General features: G+C 39.8%; 16 protein-coding genes. 10 read left to right on the top strand and 6 right to left on the bottom strand.

The annotated features are described in order from the left end of the window. Positions 1-1230 carry a BaiN/RdsA family NAD(P)/FAD-dependent oxidoreductase gene (locus B9A18_RS15230; RefSeq protein ID WP_235005336.1) on the top strand — a complete coding sequence of 410 codons (1230 nt, stop codon included), beginning with the start codon at positions 1-3 and terminating at the stop codon, positions 1228-1230. 22 nt (positions 1231-1252) lie between these two features. Here the strand turns inward: B9A18_RS15230 and B9A18_RS15225 are convergent, their stop codons facing one another. After that, positions 1253-4486, bottom strand: a complete 3234-nt coding sequence (locus tag B9A18_RS15225; RefSeq protein ID WP_084290185.1) for an amidohydrolase family protein — start codon at positions 4484-4486, stop codon at positions 1253-1255. 76 nt (positions 4487-4562) lie between these two features. Between B9A18_RS15225 and B9A18_RS15220 the strand changes: the two genes are divergently transcribed. The 8 genes from B9A18_RS15220 to rplT all read left to right on the top strand — a co-directional run bounded on the left by B9A18_RS15220 (position 4563) and on the right by rplT (position 12689). Beyond that, on the top strand, positions 4563-6455 hold the full coding sequence (locus tag B9A18_RS15220) for a RecQ family ATP-dependent DNA helicase (protein ID WP_084290379.1): 1893 nt from the start codon (positions 4563-4565) through the stop codon (positions 6453-6455). A 4-nt stretch (positions 6456-6459) separates the two neighbouring features. Further along, positions 6460-7170, top strand: a complete 711-nt coding sequence (locus B9A18_RS15215) for a head GIN domain-containing protein (RefSeq protein WP_235005335.1) — start codon at positions 6460-6462, stop codon at positions 7168-7170. A 45-nt stretch (positions 7171-7215) separates the two neighbouring features. Further along, complete coding sequence (locus B9A18_RS15210; protein WP_084290183.1) at positions 7216-8532, top strand: MFS transporter; 1317 nt, start codon at positions 7216-7218, stop codon at positions 8530-8532. A gap of 9 nt (positions 8533-8541) precedes the next feature. Continuing rightward, entirely contained in the window at positions 8542-9279 is a 738-nt protein-coding gene (locus tag B9A18_RS15205) for a (Fe-S)-binding protein (RefSeq protein WP_084290182.1), read from the top strand. 258 nt (positions 9280-9537) lie between these two features. After that, on the top strand, positions 9538-11463 hold the full coding sequence (gene thrS, locus B9A18_RS15200; RefSeq protein ID WP_084290181.1) for a threonine--tRNA ligase: 1926 nt from the start codon (positions 9538-9540) through the stop codon (positions 11461-11463). A gap of 13 nt (positions 11464-11476) precedes the next feature. Further along, on the top strand, positions 11477-12046 hold the full coding sequence (infC, locus tag B9A18_RS15195; RefSeq protein ID WP_084290180.1) for a translation initiation factor IF-3: 570 nt from the start codon (positions 11477-11479) through the stop codon (positions 12044-12046). 24 nt (positions 12047-12070) lie between these two features. Next, the gene (gene rpmI / locus B9A18_RS15190) at positions 12071-12271 is read left to right on the top strand and encodes a 50S ribosomal protein L35 (protein ID WP_084290179.1); all 201 of its coding nucleotides are present in this window, start codon (positions 12071-12073) and stop codon (positions 12269-12271) included. A 73-nt stretch (positions 12272-12344) separates the two neighbouring features. Next, complete coding sequence (rplT, locus tag B9A18_RS15185) at positions 12345-12689, top strand: 50S ribosomal protein L20 (RefSeq protein WP_008238152.1); 345 nt, start codon at positions 12345-12347, stop codon at positions 12687-12689. A 74-nt stretch (positions 12690-12763) separates the two neighbouring features. On the opposite strand, the gene bioD is transcribed toward rplT, so the two are convergent. The 3 genes from bioD to B9A18_RS15170 all read right to left on the bottom strand — a co-directional run bounded on the left by bioD (position 12764) and on the right by B9A18_RS15170 (position 15386). Further along, positions 12764-13372 (bottom strand): dethiobiotin synthase, encoded by a 609-nt coding sequence (gene bioD / locus B9A18_RS15180; RefSeq protein ID WP_084290178.1) that lies wholly within the window; start codon positions 13370-13372, stop codon positions 12764-12766. After that, complete coding sequence (locus B9A18_RS15175) at positions 13365-14495, bottom strand: aminotransferase class I/II-fold pyridoxal phosphate-dependent enzyme (protein ID WP_084290177.1); 1131 nt, start codon at positions 14493-14495, stop codon at positions 13365-13367. The genes bioD and B9A18_RS15175 overlap by 8 nt, the downstream gene beginning before the upstream one ends. Before the next feature lie 114 nt (positions 14496-14609). Further along, positions 14610-15386 carry an XRE family transcriptional regulator gene (locus B9A18_RS15170; protein WP_084290176.1) on the bottom strand — a complete coding sequence of 259 codons (777 nt, stop codon included), beginning with the start codon at positions 15384-15386 and terminating at the stop codon, positions 14610-14612. A 134-nt stretch (positions 15387-15520) separates the two neighbouring features. On the opposite strand from B9A18_RS15170, the gene B9A18_RS15165 reads away from it, so the two are divergent. Then, entirely contained in the window at positions 15521-15871 is a 351-nt protein-coding gene (locus tag B9A18_RS15165; protein ID WP_084290175.1) for a GIY-YIG nuclease family protein, read from the top strand. A gap of 100 nt (positions 15872-15971) precedes the next feature. On the opposite strand, the gene B9A18_RS15160 is transcribed toward B9A18_RS15165, so the two are convergent. Both B9A18_RS15160 and B9A18_RS15155 read right to left on the bottom strand, forming a co-directional pair. Further along, positions 15972-19151, bottom strand: a complete 3180-nt coding sequence (locus B9A18_RS15160; protein ID WP_084290174.1) for a basic secretory protein-like protein — start codon at positions 19149-19151, stop codon at positions 15972-15974. A 20-nt stretch (positions 19152-19171) separates the two neighbouring features. After that, entirely contained in the window at positions 19172-21616 is a 2445-nt protein-coding gene (locus B9A18_RS15155; protein WP_084290173.1) for a transglycosylase domain-containing protein, read from the bottom strand. Between the last annotated feature and the right edge of the window lie 118 nt (positions 21617-21734).

Raw genomic sequence — 21734 nt, 5'->3', positions numbered from 1 at the left:
ATGCTTATTTTGCACAAAAATAACAATATAAACGGATTGATGGATGCAGATGCTATAATTATTGGGGCCGGAGCTTGCGGTTTGATGTGTGCGGTACAGGCGGGGTACCTTGGTAAGCGGGTTATTTTGTTGGAGAAAAATGATCAGCCAGGTGCTAAGATCCTGATTTCGGGAGGGGGAAGATGTAATTATACAAATATGTATGCCACCGATGAACAGTTTATATCCGAGAATAAACATTTTGTAAAATCGGCTTTTACGCAGTGGACAGTTGATGATACCATTAGTTTTTTTGAAACCTATGGCATTGATGGAAAGGAGAAGACTCTTGGACAGTTGTTTCCTGAAGGAAAGAATGCGAAGGATGTTGTTTCGGTATTTACGTCGATTTGTGAAGATTTTGGGCAACAGCTGATCTGTAATGCGGAAGTTTCGGATATAGAATTACTTGCTGATGGATTTAGCGTAAAATATGAAAAGGGAAACAAAACCCGTATTTTAAAGGCACCCAAATTGGTTATTGCAACAGGTGGCTTACCTATTCCAAAAATGGGGGCTACTGATTTTGCTTTGCGCTTTGCGAGGAAACAGGGGTTGAAAATTGTTGAAACTGCACCGGCTTTGGTGCCACTAACTATAACCGGGAAAGATGAAGAGTGGTATGCTCATTTATCGGGTAACAGCGTTTTCTGTAAGGTAAGCAATGATCGGATAGCATTTGAAGAGAATATACTCTTTACGCATTGGGGCTTAAGTGGTCCGGCAATTTTGCAGATCTCCTCTTACTGGAAGCGTGGCGAGGTATTTAATATTGATCTGTTGCCTCATCAAAATATAACGGAATTAATAGAAACGGAACGTAAACATAATGGGAAAACATTGCTGTCGACCTTGTTTAACCGTTTTTATGCAAAGAAATTTACAGATGCGCTTGGTAAATATTTGCCAATAGAAAAACAGGTAGCAGCACTAACTAAAGTTGAATTGGAATTGATTGAACAAACCATTCACAGGTTTATGGTAAAAGCGGCGGGTGATAAGGGCTATGATAAAGCTGAAGTGATGCGTGGGGGAATAGATACCAATGAACTGTCCTCCAAAACGCTGGAATGCAAACAGGTTCCTGGTCTTTATTTTGGAGGTGAATGCATTGATGTTACAGGTTGGCTTGGTGGCTATAATTTTCAATGGGCCTGGGCAAGCGGTTTCGTGATTGCCCAGAACCTGTAAGTTAAAAAATTAAAAGGAGGTGTTACTCACAGTTTGGAATTGTGTAAGTCCATGTTTCAGAAATTCCTGTAGGGAAGGTGTACACCATTCCTTTTCCGTTTTCAAACCATAGTTTGCCGCGCATTTTTTCTCGATTACCTATTTCGTTCATAGATAGGCTGTCATAGATTCTACCATTAATCATGACGTACTTGATTTTTTCAGAATTTCTGATGTCATCTAATGGATTGGCATCCATAACAATCAGATCTGCAAGTTTGCCAACTTCCAGAGAACCGATTTCCTTGCTCATGCCCAGGTAAGCAGCACCATTTACTGTAGCACAGCGGATGGCTTGTAAAGGAGTCATGCCGCCCTGAGCCAGCATCCATAGTTCCCAATGCGCACCAAGGCCCTGGATTTGTCCATGTGCACCTAGATTTACTTTGGTGCCACCATCTGCAATTTGTTTTGTTGCTTTGGCAACTTCGATATGGCCATAGTCACCATATTCTGAAGTCGTTCTTCTACGGGCGCGTGGATCTATAATTGAGCGGGGTGTGAAAGCCATTAACCGTTCATTTTCCCAAACATTGGTTCTGTCGTACCAGTAGTTTTCTCCCCACTGACTACCGTAGCTTACGATAAGCGTAGGGGTGTAGGCTACCTGGGTTTTGTTCCAGAAACTGGTAATGTCTTTATACACCGGGGCAACCGGAATACTGTGTTCAATGCCTGTATGTCCATCAGCTACCATATTCATGTTGGTAAAGAATGTTGATCCGCCTTCGGGAACAACCATCATTTTTAATTGTCTGGCTGCTTCGAGTATTTGCTGACGTTGATCACGACGGGGCTGATTATAAGATTTTACTGAAAATGCACCTACAGCTTTTAACCTTCTAAGGTTTGATAAGGCATCGTCGAGGTTATTAATAACCACCTTGAAGTCGCCATCTGCACCATAAAGAATGGAACCTGTAGAGTATAAGCGAGGGCCAACTAACCGACCTGCTTTAATCATTTCGGATTGACTAAACACCATTTCGGTATTGCTGGAAGGATCATGCGAAGTGGTTACACCAAAGGCCAGGTTGGCGAGGTACGACCAATCATTTTGTGGACTTATACCATCGGGACTGGTACGTAAATGGGCATGTACATCTATCATACCAGGCATAATGGTTTTTCCGGTCACATCAATAACTCTGGTGTTTGGTGGTAATGGCAGATCTTTGCCAATGGATACAATTTTATTGTTTTCAATAAGTATGGTTCCATTTTCTATGACTTCATCACCTTTCATGGTGATGATTCTAGCACCAGTTAAAGCGGTGAATCCGGTGGGTACATCACTTTTTAGTTTTAATCCTATAGTCAGCCCAACACTATCAGGTGGGCGAATACCTTGTGTAGAGCCATCCGTAAAGTTAAAAGCGGATTTAACCTCCCGGCTAAAGTATTGTTCTCCTAATGTCCAGAATAGATTGTTGCTGTCATTGCTCCAGTGAATATAGGTACCTGCATCCTTTGTAATACGGGTAAGTGGTATGGCTTTATTGGTTGATGACAGTTCGAGTGCAGTACCGGCTGTAACCATTGGGGTTACATAAATATTAAACAGTTCGGTAAAAGCCATCCATTTGCCATCCGGACTAGGGCTAAATTGTGTGGCATAGGTAGAGGTGTAATGTGTGCGCTCATTGCCGCCATTTAAATCGACACTTTTAAAGGCTTTCTTTCCGCCTTCGGAGGATTGGAAATAGATCCTTGTGTCGTCGGTATTGAACAATGGTTTGATACCGCTTTCGGAGATAAGGGTTTTAGGTCCACCATTCGCCGACATGGTGAATATACCTGTTCCACGCCCGTAGGAGTAACCCAATACATCATTTCCTACTCCTTTTCTGAATACGATTTTGTCTCCTTTGTTAGAAAATGAAGGTGAGTAGTAGAAACCTTTTTCTTCTGTTAGGGTTACGGTTTTTCCGGATTTAAGGTCTGTTTTTTTTACAGCACCTTTAAATTCGTCGCTCCATGTGGTATAAATAACTGATTTGCCATCGCTGCTGATTTCAGGCTCAAATTCGAAATCAAGGCTTTTGGTTATTCTTTCTGGTGTGCCATTCGGGAGGTCTTTTTTGTATAAGAATCCGGCTGCATTGAAAACGACAAACTTACCATCAGCTGATGTAGTGAGCTGGCGAATCATTTTTACCGAAACTTCAGGGTTAAATACTTGTTGAGGGAAATTGAGCGCCTCCTGGATGGTTTGAGAGGTAGTTACATGAAATGGAATGATGTTGGTGAATAAGGAATGGAGGTCGATCTTTTTGATCTTTCCCTTGGCATAAAATACGATGCTTTTTCCATCTGGTGTCCAGGCATAATTCGGGTACACACCAAAAATGGCCCATGTTTCCTGCTGATCGTGTGAAAGCTCTTCATATATTGGCCATTCTTCAGCTGTTTGCAGGTTTTGCAATACCAATACAGATTTTAATCTGATTCGCTTTACATAGGCCATCATTTTACCATCAGGGGATATTTGTGGTCTCGCTGCACCTCCGGCCTGAGCAATCAGATTGGTTATTTTTCCTGTTGTGAGGTCTAGTTGCCTAATGGCATATATCATCCCATTGGGATCTTTACTGTATTCAAAGTTAGGGCCGGGCGACATGTCTTCACTATAATAAAGATATCTGCCATTGGGTGAAACATTTGGTTCTCCGGCATCCTGCTGGTCATTTTTTCTTTTGGTTAGTTGTACACCTTCACCACCATAAATGTTATACATCCACATTTCTCCGGCACCTAAAGAACGACTGCCTGTAAAGTGTTTGCGTGCGATAAGGTATTCGCTGTTGGGCATCCATGTGGCGTTATTGAGCAAACGGAAGGTTTCTTTGGTTACCTGTCTTTTAGCAGAACCGTCGCGGTTCATAATCCAGATATTATCGCCACCATTTTTATCACTTGTATAGGAAATATATTTTCCATTCGGACTAAAGCGGGGTTGAATGTCCCAGGCAGGTCCGCCACTTAACAATACTGCCGGACCACCAATAATGGGCATGGTATAGAGATCTCCCAGCATATCGAATACGATATCCTTACCATCAGGGCTCACATCGAGGTTCATCCAAGTGCCTTCATCAGTATTTAAAGTAAAGGTTTTGGTTGTACCCTTATACTTTTCTATATCCCATTTTTTATCCTGGGAGAACGACGATTGAAGTATTAATAGGAAAATTAATAGTAAAAATGATGTTCTCATATGATCCGAAGTGTAATTTAGAGGGCTAATTTAGTAATATCAGTTCATTTTTATAGTTTTGATGGGCAACCTTTTTATGAACGAAGCAGAGATATTAAAGCGATATTGGGGATTTGATAGTTTCAGACCGTTACAGGATGACATCATCAGGTCTGTTTTACAGGGGAATGATACTTTGGCGCTATTGCCTACAGGTGGAGGGAAATCTATTTGTTTCCAGGTACCGGCAATGGTAAAAGAGGGGATCTGTATTGTGATCTCACCTTTGGTGGCCCTGATGAAGGACCAGGTAGAGGGGTTGAAAGCAAAAGGTATTGATGCTGTTGCGATTTATGCCGGGATGGGTAAACGGGAAATAGATATCCTGTTGGATAATTGTATTTACGGAAACATCAAATTTTTGTATTTATCTCCTGAGCGATTATTATCGGAATTGGTGCGTATTCGCATCTCCTATATGAATGTGAATTTAATTGCTGTTGATGAAGCGCATTGCGTTTCACAATGGGGATATGATTTCAGACCCCCTTATCTGAAGGTTAATGAGATCAGAGAAATTCATCCTGAAGTGCCGGTGCTGGCCCTTACTGCTACAGCAACCCGTTTTGTTAGAAACGATATTGTAGAGAAACTACACTTTAAACAACCTAATGTTTTTGTACAGAGCTTTGCCCGTAAAAATCTGAGTTACGTTGTGTTAAATGATGAAGATAAGTATAGAAAGCTAATCAGTATCGTTAACAATGTGAAGGGGAGTGGACTGGTCTACGTGCGTAACAGAAGGGAGACCGCAGAGGTTGCTCATTTTTTAAGCAGGAACGGAATTGCCGCGGATTTTTATCATGCCGGCGTGGAGAAAGATGAGCGTTTTAAAAAGCAGGAGGACTGGAAACGCAACCGGATAAGGGTAATGGTAGCCACCAATGCTTTTGGAATGGGGATTGATAAACCGGATGTTCGTTTTGTTGTGCATTTAGATCTGCCGGATAGCTTAGAGGCTTACTATCAGGAAGCTGGAAGAGCCGGAAGGGATGAGCAGAAGGCTTATGCTGTTTTGCTGGCGAATAAGTCTGATGAACTATCTCTCAAAGCTAAGTATGCGGATAGTTTCCCAACGGTTGAAGAGATCAAAAAGGTTTATCATTATTTGGGCAATTATTTTCAATTGGCTTATGGTGCCGGTGAAGGATTGACCTTCAGTTTTGATCTGGCAGATTTTTGCAAAAGATTTAATGTCGGGGTCATAAAAACCATGGCTGCACTGAAGTTTTTGGAGCATGACGGTTACCTCACTTTATCGGAGAATATATTTTTACCTTCCAGATTGTTGTTTGTGGTAGGTAACGAAGATCTGTATAGATTTCAAATAGAGAATGCTGGTTATGATCCGCTTATAAAATCTATCTTAAGGTCTTATGGAGGTGCTTTTGAACAGTATGTGAAGATCAGTGAAGCTGATATTGCCGGGAAAACCAGGATTTCCTTTAAGGATGTTGTGCGGCACCTGAACAATTTGCAGGATCAGGGATTGCTTTCCTATCTGCCGCAAACAGACCAGCCGCAATTGCAATATTTGCGACCAAGGTTGGATTTTAATCATATGGATATCGATGCCCGGTATATCGAACAGCGTAAGCAAATCCAGACTGATCAGGTCAAGGCCGTGTTGGCTTATATGGGTAAAAAAGAGTGCAGGAGTATACAGTTGCTGGCGTATTTTGATGAGCCGGAAGGAGAAAAGTGTGGGGTATGCGATGTGTGTCTGGCAGAGAAGAAGGCAGATGATGCGGATGAGTTGCCCGATAGAATTGACTTTGAAATTGTGACCCTTTTACAAGTTGAGATGCGTTCCCTGGATGATTTGGTTGCTGGGATTCATGTGGGTACTGAAAATGAGCGCCTGGAGCAGATCCGTGTATTGCTTGACGCGGGAAAAATTAAAACAGATGGTAAAAATTATTATCTTTAAACTTATGAAGAACATATCCCTTATTGGCTTTTTTATCCCTGTTTTACTCGCAGGATGTGATAGCAATTGTATTGAAGATTCTGGTAATCATATTAGCCGAACAGTCACTGTAAAGAATTTTGACGAGATAAAAGTAGAAGGCGCAATTAAACTGGTGATTACCCAGGATAGCAGCTATAGTATCCGGGTTGAAGCAGATTCAAATATTATTACTTATGTAAAAGCTAAGGTTTCTGGCTCTGAATTAAAGATTAAACTGGATGATGCTAACTACTGTGGACAGGATTCAATTGTGGTGCACGCAGGAATAGGAGAGTTAAAGGAGTTGAATCTGTCAGGTGCTGTTGAGGTTGCAGGGGAAGGTCCGATTTATGCAGGCGATGTAGATTTTACATTTTCGGGCGCTTCAAAGGTAAATCTGAATGTGAATGCATCTAAAGTAACTACAAAAGCTGATGGCGTAACTAAAATTACATTGACTGGTCAGACGGGTACACATAATTTAAAAATTAATGGAACAGGGCAGTTAAATGCTTTTGATTTTGTTGCTGGTATTTACAACATCGATATTGATGGCACAGGGAAAGCGAATATTAATGTGCTTAATGATTTGAAAGTTAAAACTTCAGGAACCAGTGAAATCTATTATAAAGGTAATCCTAAAAAGGTAGATGAGCGGAAATCCGGAGCTGCTAAATTGGAAAAAGTAAATTAGCCTGATTAGTGCTTTTTTAGCTACTTTAGCATCCTTATTTGATTCATGGAACTTAAAAACAACAAGAAAGTTATTCGATCGTGGGCATTTTTTGATTGGGCCAATTCTGCTTATAACTTAGTTATCACCTCAACGATATTTCCTGCTTATTACACGATAATTACTACAACCAAGGAGCATGGCGACCAGGTTACATTTTTTGGCAGGACTTTTACTAACACCGCTTTGTCTAATTATGCGCTTTCGATAGCCTATTTGATTATGGTTATTTTATTACCTATCCTCTCCTCGATGGCGGATTACAGAGGTAATAAAAAGCTGTTTATGAAACTGTTTACTTATATGGGCGGTTTGGCGTGTATAGGACTTTATTTCTTCAAACTCGAAACCCTTGAAATTGGAATCATTTGTTTTGCTATTGCAGCAATGGGCTATGTAGGAGGGGTGATGTTTAACAATTCCTATCTTCCTGAAATTGCGACGCCAGATCAGCAGGACCGGGTAAGTGCCAAAGGATATGCTTTTGGATATATTGGAAGTGTATTGCTACAGCTGGTTTGCTTTGTTTTTGTATTGAAGCCAGAGCTGTTTGGGATTACAGATCTTTCTTTTCCACCAAGGTTATCCTTTTTGCTGGTTGGTTTGTGGTGGATTGGTTTTGCCCAGATATCTTTTAAAAGATTACCTGCGGGAAGCCCCAATTATAAGGCGATTAACAAAAATGTAATTCACAATGGTTTTCAGGAGCTTATCAAAGTTTGGAAACAGTTAAAGCATATGAAGTTTTTGAAGAAGTTTTTGCTGGCTTTCTTCTTTTATTCTATGGGCGTGCAGACGATTATGCTGGCCGCGGCTGGTTTTGGTGAGAAAACGTTACAATTGGGGACTGCAAAACTGATTGCTGTGATTCTAATCATACAGCTGGTAGCTATCGCAGGTGCAGTACTAATGTCGAACTTTGCAAAAAAAATAGGTAATATTAAGGTGTTGATCTTTGTGGTTATCATTTGGATCGCTGCTTGTTTTTGTGCGTATTTTATAAGTAATGAATATCAGTTTTATGGTTTGGCTGCAATCGTTGGTCTGATCATGGGAGGGATCCAATCCTTATCGCGTTCTACTTATTCTAAATATTTGCCTGCCGATACGCCTGATACAGCTTCATTCTTTAGTTTTTACGATGTTACAGAGAAGATGGCGATTGTAATTGGTCTGTTCAGTTTTGCCTTTATAGAAGAGGCGACCGGCAGTATGCGGAATTCTATTATTGCTTTGGCGTCATTTTTTGTAATAGGATTGGTATTTTTGCTGTTGCTTAAAAAAATAGAACCGAAATTGGCGAAGGCCGATAGCCATTCTTAATTTACCTACATGAAGATAGAATTATTTATACCTTGTTTTATTGATCAGCTGTATCCTGAAACCGCGTTTAATACCATTAAGTTATTGGAAAAGTGCGGTTGTGAGGTGTATTATAATTCTGCTCAAACTTGTTGTGGACAACCTGCTTATAATGCAGGTTACTGGGAGCAGGCTAAAGAGACAGGGATTAAGTTTTTAAATGACTTTTCGGAAACAGATTATATCGTTGCACCATCGGCTTCTTGTGTAGGGATGGTGAAAAATGGTTTCAATGATTTGTTTACCAATACGACCGTTCATAATAAATGCAGGAACGTACAAGGTAATATATTTGAGCTTTCCGACTTTCTGGTGAATGTATTGAAAAGAGATTACTTTGGCGCTGAATTGGAGGGGAAAGCTGTTTACCATGATTCCTGCAGTGGGTTGAGAGAGTGTAAGATCAAAGAGGAACCAAGGCAATTGTTGTCTAAAGTCCACGGACTGGAGATGGTTGAAATGAAAGATACGGATATGTGCTGTGGCTTTGGTGGAACCTTCGCAGTTAAGTTCGATGCTATTTCTTCTGCCATGGCCGAACAGAAAGTAAACAATGCATTGGAGCAAGGTGCTGAATATGTTATTTCTACGGATTTATCCTGCCTGATGCATCTACAGGGATATATCGACAAAAATAATATTTCTTTAAAAACCATGCATTTGGCTGATGTTTTAGCGAGTGGTTGGCTTGAAAGCACGGAATATTAAGCTCAAAAATCTCCTGGACTATATAATCCGGGTAAACTTAGTTAGATAGGAAAACAACAAATGCTATAAAAAGTTGGATAGTGTCCTAAAAAACAGCAAGTTCAAGCAGTTCTTTCCGAACTCACTTTTTAGGCCATTACGATTTTAATGCCTTTACCCTGATATTAGACAAGTATTTTCTTATCTTCGCAGTATTAAAAATCACTTAGTACGTGATTACTTTTAACAATTTCATTAATTTTTAAATCATAGTTGTAGATGATTAATATTACACTTCCTGACGGTTCTAGTCGTCAGTATGAAAAGGGCACAACTGCCCATCAAATTGCATTATCAATTTCAGAGGGTCTTGCCCGTAATGTTTTAGCTGCCGAAGTAAACGGCGAAGTTTGGGATTCATCGAGGCCTATTGAGGCTGATGCTTCTGTTAAACTATTAACCTGGAACGATCAGGCTGGTAAAGCTACATTCTGGCATTCATCTGCGCATATCATGGCAGAGGCTTTAGAGATTTTATATCCTGGAACGAAATTCGGTATTGGTCCGGCTATTGAAACCGGCTTTTACTATGACGTTGATTTTGGCGACAGAGAGTTCTCTTCAGATGATTTTAAAGCTATCGAAACCAAGATTATTGAACTGGCAAAACAGAAAGAAGTTTTTGCTCGTAAATCAGTTTCTAAGGCCGATGCTATTGCTTATTTTGAAGAAAAGGGTGATGAGTATAAGCTAGACCTTTTAGAAGGTTTAGAAGATGGTAAGATCACTTTTTATACACAAGGGGAGTTTACAGATCTTTGTCGCGGTCCACATATTCCTAATACAGGATTTGTAAAAGCTGTAAAACTAATGAACGTTGCAGGTGCTTACTGGCGTGGCGACGAAACAAGAAAACAATTAACCCGTATTTACGGCGTAACGTTCCCTAAGGCAAGTGAACTGACTGAGTACCTTCATATGATTGAAGAGGCTAAGAAAAGAGATCACCGTAAATTGGGTAAAGAACTTGAACTGTTTGCTTTTTCTGAAAAAGTAGGTATGGGCTTGCCATTGTGGTTGCCTAAAGGTGCTGCTTTGCGCGAACGTCTGGTTCAGTTTTTAACAAAAGCACAGAGTAAGGCTGGTTATGAGCAGGTGGTAACACCGCATATCGGTCATAAGAACTTATACATTACTTCCGGCCATTATGAGAAATATGGTAAGGATGCTTTTCAGCCGATAAAAACACCACAGGAAGGAGAGGAGTTCTTTTTGAAGCCGATGAATTGTCCGCATCACTGCGAGATTTATAAGGTTAAACCTCGTTCTTACAAGGATCTTCCTTTGCGTTTTGCAGAGTTTGGTACGGTTTATCGTTATGAGCAAAGTGGTGAACTGCATGGTTTAACCCGTGTTCGTGGCTTTACTCAGGATGATGCGCATTTGTTCTGCAGACCAGATCAGGTAAAAGAGGAGTTTAAAAAGGTAATTGACCTGGTATTGTATGTTTTCAAATCTTTAGGTTTTGATAATTATACGGCTCAGGTTTCCTTAAGAGATCCGGAAAATAAATCAAAATACATTGGAAGCGACGAAAACTGGCACCTTGCAGAATCAGCGATTATAGAAGCTGCTGCGGAGAAAGGTTTGCCGACAGTAGTTGAGTACGGTGAGGCAGCTTTCTATGGTCCGAAATTGGATTTCATGGTTAAGGATGCTTTGGGAAGAAAATGGCAACTTGGAACCATTCAGGTTGATTATAATTTACCTGAGCGTTTTGAATTGGAGTACACTGGAAGCGACAACCTGAAACACAGACCAGTGATGATTCACAGGGCTCCATTCGGCTCTTTAGAGCGTTTCATTGCTGTTTTGATTGAGCATTGTGCGGGTAATTTCCCATTATGGTTATCTCCGGAGCAATTTATTATCCTTCCTATCTCTGAAAAGTATGAAGAATATGCAAAAAAAGTTTCAGATGAACTAAATAATTCCGATATTCGCGGGCTGATTGACTTCCGGGATGAGAAGATTGGAAGGAAAATCAGGGATGCAGAGGTTAAGAAAATCCCTTATATGTTGATTATTGGTGAGAAGGAAATGGCAGAAGGAAAGGCATCAGTAAGGAAACATGGCGAGGGAGATTTAGGTGAAATGACCCTGCAGGAGTTTAGTGAATTATTAATTAAAGAAATAACAGTTTAAACAATATACAAATTTGGCATTAGGCAGACCAGGATTTAACAGGGGACCACGTCCTCCTTTTAAGAAAAAAGAAGCAGAACATAATATTAATCAGCATATCAGAGCACAAGAGGTGCGATTGGCTGGAGATAATGTTGAACCGGGGATCTATCCTTTGGCAAAAGCTTTGGCCCTTGCCGACGAATTGGAATTGGATTTGGTAGAGATATCTCCAAATGCAGTACCTCCGGTTTGTAGGATTATTGATTACAGTAAGTTTGTTTACGAGCAGAAGAAAAAGCAGAAAGAGATTAAAGCAAACGCAAAACAAACTGTAATTAAGGAGATCCGTTTTGGACCTAACACTAACGATCATGATTTTCAGTTTAAACTAAAGCATGCTGTTAGTTTCCTGGAGAATGGTGAGAAAGTTAGGGCTTATGTTCACTTTAAAGGTAGAGCGATTGTTTACAAAGAACAAGGTGAGATCTTGTTATTGAAATTTGCTCAGGCCCTTGAGGATATAGGCAAGGTAGAGTTACTACCTAAATTAGAAGGTAAGCGTATGTTTTTGACGCTTGCACCTAAGGTTGTTAAGAAATAAATTACATTAATATAAACACAGGTTATGCCAAAAATGAAAACCAATTCCAGTGCTAAAAAGCGTTTTAAGCTTACTGGAACAGGTAAAATCGCAAGGAAGAATGCCTACAAAAGCCACATCTTAACTAAGATGTCGACTAAACGTAAGCGTAATTTAGGACACACTTCAATGGTGTCAGCAGCTGACACGGGCAACGTTAAACGTATGCTTGCAATCGGTAAATAATTAATTTTTAACCAGGTAACCGGTAGTAAGTTTGCTGTAATACGCAACGCCGTTTATCAAAAACAACAAACACATGCCACGTTCGGTAAACGCAGTAGCTTCGAGAAGAAGAAGGAAAAAGGTCTTAAATTTAGCCAAAGGTTATTGGGGATCAAGAAGCAAGGTTTTCACCATTGCTAAAAATACGGTAGAAAAAGGTTTGCAATATGCATACCGTGACCGTAAAGTTAAGAAAAGAGAATTCCGCGGATTGTGGATTCAGCGTATCAACGCTGGAGCACGTCAGCACGGTATATCTTACTCTCAGTTAATTGGTAAATTAGCTAGCAAAAACATCGGTTTAAACCGTAAAGTTTTAGCAGATTTAGCTATGAACCATCCAGAAGCTTTTAAAGCTGTAATTGATGCAGTAAAATAGATATAACTTATAAGTTATAAAAAAAGGGGGAGTCGATTGACTCCCCCTTTTTTGTTTATCATATGGTGCGTAAATTATAATGTAATGTGCTGACCTGCCTTTTTGATATTCTCGCTATCTACGACACTCATTTTTGGAATTCTTCCAAGGACTTTTACCTTGCTGTAGTTCGTAATGTATTGCTCGCTTTCCTGATTTTCTGTTCCATTGAAGACAATACCTTCAACGCTGATATTATTTGCTTTAAGTACTTCCAGGGTTAGTAGGGTATGATTAATACTACCCAGGTAGTTTTGCGATACAACAATCACTTTGGCTTGTAAACTTTTGATCAGGTCCAGGATTAACTCGTTATCATTTAAGGGAACCATTAAGCCACCGGCTCCTTCAATAATCAGATGGTTATTGGTTTGTGGCTTTTTAATGGATTCAACTGTAATGTTGATTCCATCTAGCTTTGCCGATAGGTGTGGTGATAAAGGCTGACTAAGGCGATAGCTTTCGGGATGTATGATGGTATCTGGGCTAACCAGATGTTTTACAAAAAGACTATCACTAATGTCCAGGTCGCCTGATTGCACAGGCTTCCAGTAATCTGCTTTTAGTTTTTCTGTAAGTATGGCGCTCACAATCGTTTTGCCAATACCTGTACCAATCCCCGTAATAAAATAAGTATTATTCATGTTTTAAGGTCTTTAATTCGTTAACCAGCATTTCAATTTCCTGATCGCTGTTAAATAGATGAAGGCAGATTCTTAATCTCTCTTTTCCTTCGGCAACTGTAGGACTCAATATTGCTCTGATATCTAATCCTTTATTTTGCAGTGTTTGAGCAGCTTCTTTTGCGGCAATGCTATTGTTGTATAAAACAGTTTGTATAGCACTCGTACTTGGAATGGTACGAACATTTGATTTTCTGACCAAATCCAGGTACAGGGCTATTTTTGATTTTATTTGGACGGTATGATCCGTTTTTGCCAGAATTTGGTAGGCGGAATGGATTGTCGCTATGGAATGAATAGGGGCAGCAGTAGTATAAACAAAAGATCGTGCAAAGTTGATGAGGTATGCGCGGAGATTTGTGGATCCAAGTACAATGGCACCATGACAGCCAAGTGCTTTCCCAAAAGTTACGATTCGTGCGAAGACCATATTTTCAAGACCAAGCATTTGCACGAGTCCGCTGCCAAACGCTCCGAATATACCCAGAGCATGGGCTTCGTCGACGATTAGGTGTGCCTGGTATTGCACACAAAGTTTACTGATCTCGGCTAAAGGGGCAATGTCGCCATCCATTGAATACACACTTTCTGTAAGTACATATACATTGCCCCTGGCTATTTTTAATTTGGCTTCCAGCTGATGCAGATCGTTATGTTTAAAGGTATAACGGTTGGCATGACTAAGTCTTGCTCCGTCGATCAGACTGGCATGTATCAATTCATCAGAGATAATGGTATCTCCACGTTGCGCTAAGCTTGATATAAGCCCCACATTGGCATCATAACCTGAATTGAATATCAGTCCTGCTTCTGCGTGATGAAAGACAGCAATGCCTCGTTCTGTCTCTTCTGTAAATGCGTGATTGCCACTAAGCAGACGCGAGCCTGTCGCTCCGTTTTTATAATCTGTTAGATGAGTCAGTGCGCTTGCAGTGTGCTTCTTTAATTCGGATGATCTTGCAAAGCCTAGATAATCATTAGAAGAAAAATCTATGGGGAATTCAGTTGAGGAGAGCGTTCTTAAGATGCCTTTATCGGCTCTTTGTTGTAACCTGTTTTGAATGAATTGCTCTGCGTTGTTCATGGTATTCAAAAATATACAAAGCAGATTAAAGTATACCCGTCAACCTGAATTTATTTTGCTTCGCAGCTACTCCGTGGTCAGGTTGATGGGTGTTAAATATATAGGTAGATGTTTTTAGTTTTTGTTCAGTTGCGAGATTGACTTCTGCATCTGTGCCATCATTGTGCTTAGTGTTTCTATGGTAGGTTCAGGTGTTGGATCGGGTAAAGCCGTTGAGATATAAGCCTTGGCTTTCCATATTTCCAGGATATCGTCAGCTGAGACGGTATATGGATCATAGATTTTATTGTCTGATATCAACTTAAGATCTTTGTTTTCTTTAAAGCGGTTTCCTGCTCTTTTGTAAACAACACCTTCGTTTTTGCTGACAACAATATAAGTTTCTCCGGTTTTAACGTCATTCCAGTTATCCATGTATTCGGCAACGATTACACTTCCCGGTTGTATAGGCAACATGGAATCGCCAACAATTTCAAATGCCCTGAATGTTCCATGCTTTAAAAAAGGTAGGGGTAGCTGAAATTTAGGTAGGTCTTTAATATACTGAGGATCGGCAAATCCGTTTAAGTAGCCGGCACTAGCCTTTACGGGTACCATCTCAATATTCTCATTATCGTCTTTATCAACTGATATGCTTAATATCCGAAGATTAGAACCCTGGCTTTTTGGTTTGGGTTTCCAGTCTTCATTGATGTTTTCGTTAATGAATTCATCTATTGTTAGGTCAAAGTGTTCTGCTATTTTTTTTAGCAAATCGTATTTTGGCTCCGCCCTGTCTTCTTCATAAGCACCAATAAGCGACCTTTTAATTCCCATAGCATCAGCGAATTGCTGCTGAGTGAGGCCTTTTTTCTTTCTTAAGTACTTAAGGTTGGATGAAATATTTGACATAAAATAAAAAGTTAGAATTAATTTGTTTTTACTAAAATTGTTAGTATTATTGTGCCAATAAAGTTAGTATTATTAATTTGAATATCCAATAGGTGTACTAACTAATTTAGTTTATTAAATTTAAGCTTAATGTTATGAAAAAATTTGTGTACGTGGTAACCGACAGGAACAGAACTAGTTTACATGTAGGTATGAGTTCTGATCTAATTAAAACATTAGATTTCTACAAACAGATGCCTTGTTTATTCTTTGACAGTGGACAGCAGTTAACCAGGCTGGTTTATTTTGAAGAGTTCAAAACAGAGGCTCAGGCATTAAGTCGCTTTAAATTAGTTAGCAGATTTACCAGGATGCAGAAAGAACGTTTGGTAAGATCTTGTAACCCGGATTGGGTTGATTTAACCATTGGTTTGGATTTCGAACACATTACTTCCGGGAGAAAAATGATCAATCAGGTTAACCTGTCATTTAATATGCTTTCTTAAATTTCATCATTGCAGCGTATACATATAAACTATATAAAAAAAGTCGTATCATGATTCATGATACGACTTCTGGTTGGCTTTTAACCGACTCTTCAGGTGATTACCAGCCTGGTGCAAAGGTTAAGCCAAACACGCCGGTTTTGATGTCATTACGCTGAAAAGGAATAGCATAGTAAGGTTCCAGTACAAATGCCCCAAATATATTTACCCTTAAGGATATACCAACACTCATTGCTGGTACGCGTTCATTGGTTTTAGTATAGATTTTATTTCCATTTAGGTCCGTCAGTTCATTTCCCTGATCATCTTTCAATGGATCTATATTATTTGTGGGTTGATTTTTGAAAACAACTTTAGAGCCTTCATTCCATGCTAAGCCAGCATCAAAGAAGAGGTTTAGATCCGTAAACAGGAATTTAGAAGGGATTGCAGATAATTTCTTAGGTCCTGTAAATGGTAACCTCAGTTCAAGATTAAATACCGCTATTTTGTTTCCAGACAATTGGTTGATATCAAAACCATTGGAAATGCCACCACTGTTGTTATAAAGAGAAGTCGCTTCGTAGCCCCTTATCAAGTAGGGGTAGCCTATAAACAAAGGATATAGGTTTTCTCCGTCTTTACCTATTCTTAAATAGTTATAACTTCTTGCTGCTAGTGTAACCGGCTTTAAACGCCAGTATTTCCTTAAGTCAACATTAACAGCAGAAAAATTATAATCTCCAAAATATTGCTCAGCTCCAACTCTATATCTAAAGCCATCCAAAGGTGAGGTGATTCCGTTTATAGAATTGTCGCCAACAAATGAAGCGTTTGCCTGGAATATATTGAAGCTTTTAAATGGCACTCCAAATTCATTGGTAGCCTGATCTAAAGGAACTTTAGTCTTTTCTGATGCAATGAAATATCCAGGGTAGCCATTTACATTTTCGTAGTAATTACTGATGCGGTCGATCCTGTAACTGTAACGTGAGAAGGCTCCACCAGCTTCAAAGCGGTGTACTTTGTTGAAAGGATAGGCTGCAAATAATTGTGCCTGGTCTTCAAATGTTCTGATCAGGTTGGTTCTGTCATTAAGCACGTCGATTTGTTGCCCGTTGTTGTCGAGTTTATCAGGGACAAATTCTCTGAAACCGGTTATATACGGTATATGTGATAAAGCAGCACCCCAATTGATTCTGTTTTGTTGATTGATATAGCCTACTAAACCGCCAAAATCATAGATTTCACCATTTACAGATAGGTTTGCAACAATCTGATTTCGACCAAGGATATCACTAAACATACCAACAATCCCCCCTTGTACGCCTGTGCCGAATCTGCTTGTTGAAACACCAACACCGCTATTTGCCAGGTAGTCTAATTTGAATTTAGGTTTGTAAGGAACCAATCGCATGGAGTCTGCAGTTGTTCTTTCAAATTTTTCAAAATTATTTAGGTTTGCATTAACGATGTCAACGCCAAGATTTTCCATTGGAGGTAAAATGGCAGCATCAAAATTTACATCATTAGCTTCTACTGGTTTTGCGCGGAAGCTGCTAAGGGGTGAGTTGTACAAGGTATACCGTTGTGAGCGGTAGTAGCTGTATATGATTTCGTCATTTCTGGATACTGAAATGGCTGGTGAGAACTCGGTGATTCCACTGATTCCCGTAAAGTACTCGGTAAGTTGTTTTACGCTGTTGTCAGTTAGGTTGTACTCATAAAGATTTCTAAATCCATCTCTGTTTGACAGGAAGAATAGTCTTTTGCTATCTCCTGAGAACTGTGCATTGAGATTGTTTGCTCCCGGGAATACTGGAATATCTGTTAATGATTTACTATCAATGTCGTACACGGTAAGGTTGATCGGGTGTACAGCTGTTTTGTTGTTGCTGGACATGGATACTCTGTCTGATGAAAAAGCGATTTTCTTCCCATCCTGTGAGTAGGCCGGGGCATAATCAGAATAGATGTCGTTAGTGATTTGGGTAACTTGTCTGGTTTTTAAGTTGTAACTAAAGATATCGCTTTGTCCCTGAATCATTCCTGAGAAGGCAAGGTCGTCACCATTTGGAGACCAGGATAGATTCCCAAACTGCGCTACGTTGCCCATTTCTGCTCGTAGTGCAACTGAACCGTTGTCTACATTAATGATCATCAGCTGGTTTTTACCTTTACTGAATATACTAAATGCGAACTGCTTACCGTCTGGCGACCATGTTCCGGCGGATTCTAAAAAGTTGAAATCATCGATATGGGAATTGGATACCTGGCTACTCAGTTTTCTAAGAATTTTACCTGTTTTGGCATCAGCGAGGAAGAGATCAATTCCAAAAAGATCTTTCTCGGATAAAAAGGCAAGGTATTTTCCATCCGGACTGATGGCCGGTGCAACGTTCATATTGCCTGCATTTTTATTGTCTATGATCTTTGTTCCAACGATTTTAATCTGGGAGCTGTCGGACTTAAGCATAGGGCGATAATGGGCTTCAATGGCGTTTTTCCATAAGCCGGATAGTGCTCTGTCGTCATAGCCAAAAGTATATCTCAATCCATTTTCGTAACCATATTTTGCTGTCGCTTTAAACAATGGGACAATGGTCGTATCACCGTAAACGGAACCAACGAAAGTCCAGAATGCCTGGCCATAACGGTAAGGGAAGTACTTATTTGAGTTGGTTAAATCTTTTAATGAAGGGATATCTCTGTTTAATAGGGCATCACGCATCCACATGGAAGTAAAAGCATCTGTTTTACCTACAGATAGATATTCGGCCATACCCTCAATCATCCATAAAGGTATCTGACTAATGTTTTCCAGGTTTATCGAATCTTTTTCCAGCAGGAGGTGGTATTGGAAGGCGTGAACAAGCTCATGGCCCAGTACATGTCGGGTTTGGTTGTTCAACTCCATAACAGGCATAATTACCCTGTTTTTAAAAGCTTCGGTAACACCACCGGTTCCTATACCTATGTCACCTTGCAAGGCTGTTGTTTGCTGAAAATCCGGGTGGTTGTTGTATAGGATAATTGGATTCTTTTTTACAAAAGTATCTTTAAATATTTCCTGGTGCATTTTGTACCAGGTTTCAGCATCCTGAGCAAACTTTTCTATAAATTTTTCATTCTGCAGGTAGTAGTAGATTTCAAAGTGTGGGGTTTGCAGAACTTTGAATTTCTCATTGTTGTAGCGAACCTTATTTTGTCCAAAATATTGGGCATGAAGATCGGCATAAGGTGCCATGAGAATGAAAAGGATGGGGATTATTCTTGTTAGAAAAGTAGATCTTTTATTCATAGCGCTTATATTTTACTGGATTATTGATTGTTTTTCTTTCTTTCCTTTTCTTCCTGACGTTGCTTTCTCCTCATTTCCCTTTCTTCTTTTCTGGTAAGCGGAACTTCAGTAGTAGGCTGTTTAGCTGGTTCAACTGTTTTCTTTTCTTCTGTTTTCGGGAGTACAGGCTCATTTTGAACTGGCGCCGTTTCTTCTATTGGAGGTACATCAAAATTAGTTGAATCCACAGCTAAGCTATCATTAGAGGTTGTGTCGACTTGTTGTCTTGGGGTAGGGCAGTCAATCTCTTTCGTGATTTTTACCTTAGCCTTAGGGAAAGGTCCCATGGTATATCCCGTACTTGAGTCTTTATATACTTTTTCCATGAACTTGCCAAAAATAGGCAGAGCGGTTCTTGAGCCTTCACCTGTTTCTCCATTTTTGAAGTGCGCTGTGCGCTCATCGCAACCTATCCAGATACCTGTTACCAGGTCTTTGGTAACGCCCATGTACCATGCATCTACATAATCACTCGATGTGCCTGTCTTTCCACCAATCTGGTTTCCTTTTTTCCAAAGATCCCATTCCCATAAAGCCTGAGAGGTTCCACCTGGTTCGTCCATTCCTCCTCTAAGCATGTACAGCATTAACCACGACATTTCTTCTGTAAGAGTTCTTTTTGTTTTTGCTTTGAATTCTTCAATGACATTATCGTCCAGATCGGTAATCTTTTCAACAAGAATCGGATCGGTCTTTATACCATCATTTAAAAAGGTGCCATAGGCTTTAACCATTTCAAATACGGTAACATCATTCGGCCCCAAGCCCACTGACGGAACGGATTCTAAATCACTCTCGATACCGCATTCATGTGCCCATTTTACCACATTATCCCATCCAACTTTTTCAGTAATTTGTGCTGTAACGGTATTTACAGAGCGTGCCATTGCGTAACGTAGCGACATCTCATTGTAACTAAAGCTGTAGCTCGCATTTTTAGGCTCCCAGTACTCTGTTTTTCCTTTTTCCTGATAGGCTATTTTTACAGGCTTATCGGTAAGCTTATCGCATGGACTCATACCACTTTCAAGCGCGGCAAGGTATGCGAAAGGTTTAAATATAGAACCTGCTTGTCTTTTCGATTGGTTTACGTGATCGTATTTAAAGTATTTATGGTCAATACCACCAACCCATACTTTTATTTTACCATTGAAAGGATCAAGGGTCATCATTCCTGCATTCATGATTTTTCCGTAATAACGGATCGAGTCCATGGTAGAGAAAAGCGTGTCTCTGTCACCTTTCCAGGTAAAGATTCTCATCTTTTTCTTTTTATTAAAATATGCGTTTATAGAATCGGGGGTATTGGCGTATTTTTTTTCCAGTTGTTTATAAATCGGAAGGTTGCGCATGGCGCGATCCGGATAGTCTACTTTTTTCCCTTCAGAATCTTCCCATGGATCTTCATTGCCCCAAACACTATAAAATCTTCTTTGAAGGGTTTTCATTTGTTCGGCTACAGCTTCTTCTGCATATTGTTGAAGTTTTGAGTCAATGGTTGTATAGATTTTTAATCCATCTTCATATAGGTTATAGCCATTGTCTTTACACCATTTTTCAAGGTATTTATCTACTGCGGCTCTTAAATAAGAATCGCCATCACTTCCTTCATCAATTCTTCCTTCCTTAAGTTTTATCGGCGTGTTTTTGTAAGTGTTTAATTCGGCAGCAGAAATATAGTTATACTTGTTCATCTGCGCCAGGGCAACATTACGACGTTCTAATGCTTTCTGAGGGTTTCTGATTGGGTTATAGGTTGTTGTGCCTTTTAACATACCTACCAGCAATGCTGATTCGGGTACTTCGAGTTGATTGGCTTCTTTATCAAAATAGATGCGGGAAGCGGTTTTGATACCATATGCATTATTACCAAACGAAACGGTGTTTAGATACATGGTAATGATATCGTTTTTAGTATAGTTGGATTCTAATTTTACCGCAGTAAGCCATTCTTTTAGTTTGGCTACGATGGTACGAAGCACTGGGACATGACTTAAAAAACCTTGTGATTTGTTGTATCTGGTACGGTACAGGTTTTTTGCCAGCTGTTGGGTAATGGTACTTGCTCCGCGCTTGTCGCCGGTAGCAGTAGAGATTCCACTGGAAAGCAATGAACGGAAGTCGATACCCATGTGGCTGTAAAAACGAACGTCCTCCGTAGCTACGAGGGCGTTGATTACACTGGGCGATATCTCATTAAAATTTACAGGTGTGCGGTTTTCTTTGTAATAGCGACCGATTAATTTTCCATCGGATGTATATAGTTCTGAGCCTACACGAAGGGTAGGTGCTTTGATGTCTTTATAAGATGGAGAGTACCCAAAAAGCCATAAGAAATTGAGTTGCAGCGCACAAAAAAAGATGATGATACAAAAAAGGAATATGCTTGAATAACGGATGTACTTATTGCTAATTTCTTTAAACATGGACGTAAAGATCAAAAAAACGTAAAACAGTTTGTGTTAAATAGTGTTAAAACTTAACAGTGCAAATTAACGTAATTAATTTACTTAAATTTTAGCTCAAATTTATAAAGGTTTACAA

The organism is Pedobacter nyackensis (assembly GCF_900176505.1).
GTDB lineage: Bacteria > Bacteroidota > Bacteroidia > Sphingobacteriales > Sphingobacteriaceae > Pedobacter > Pedobacter nyackensis.
The sequence above is the reverse complement of the archived record's forward strand: the minus strand, read 5'-3'. Positions and strand labels throughout refer to the sequence as shown.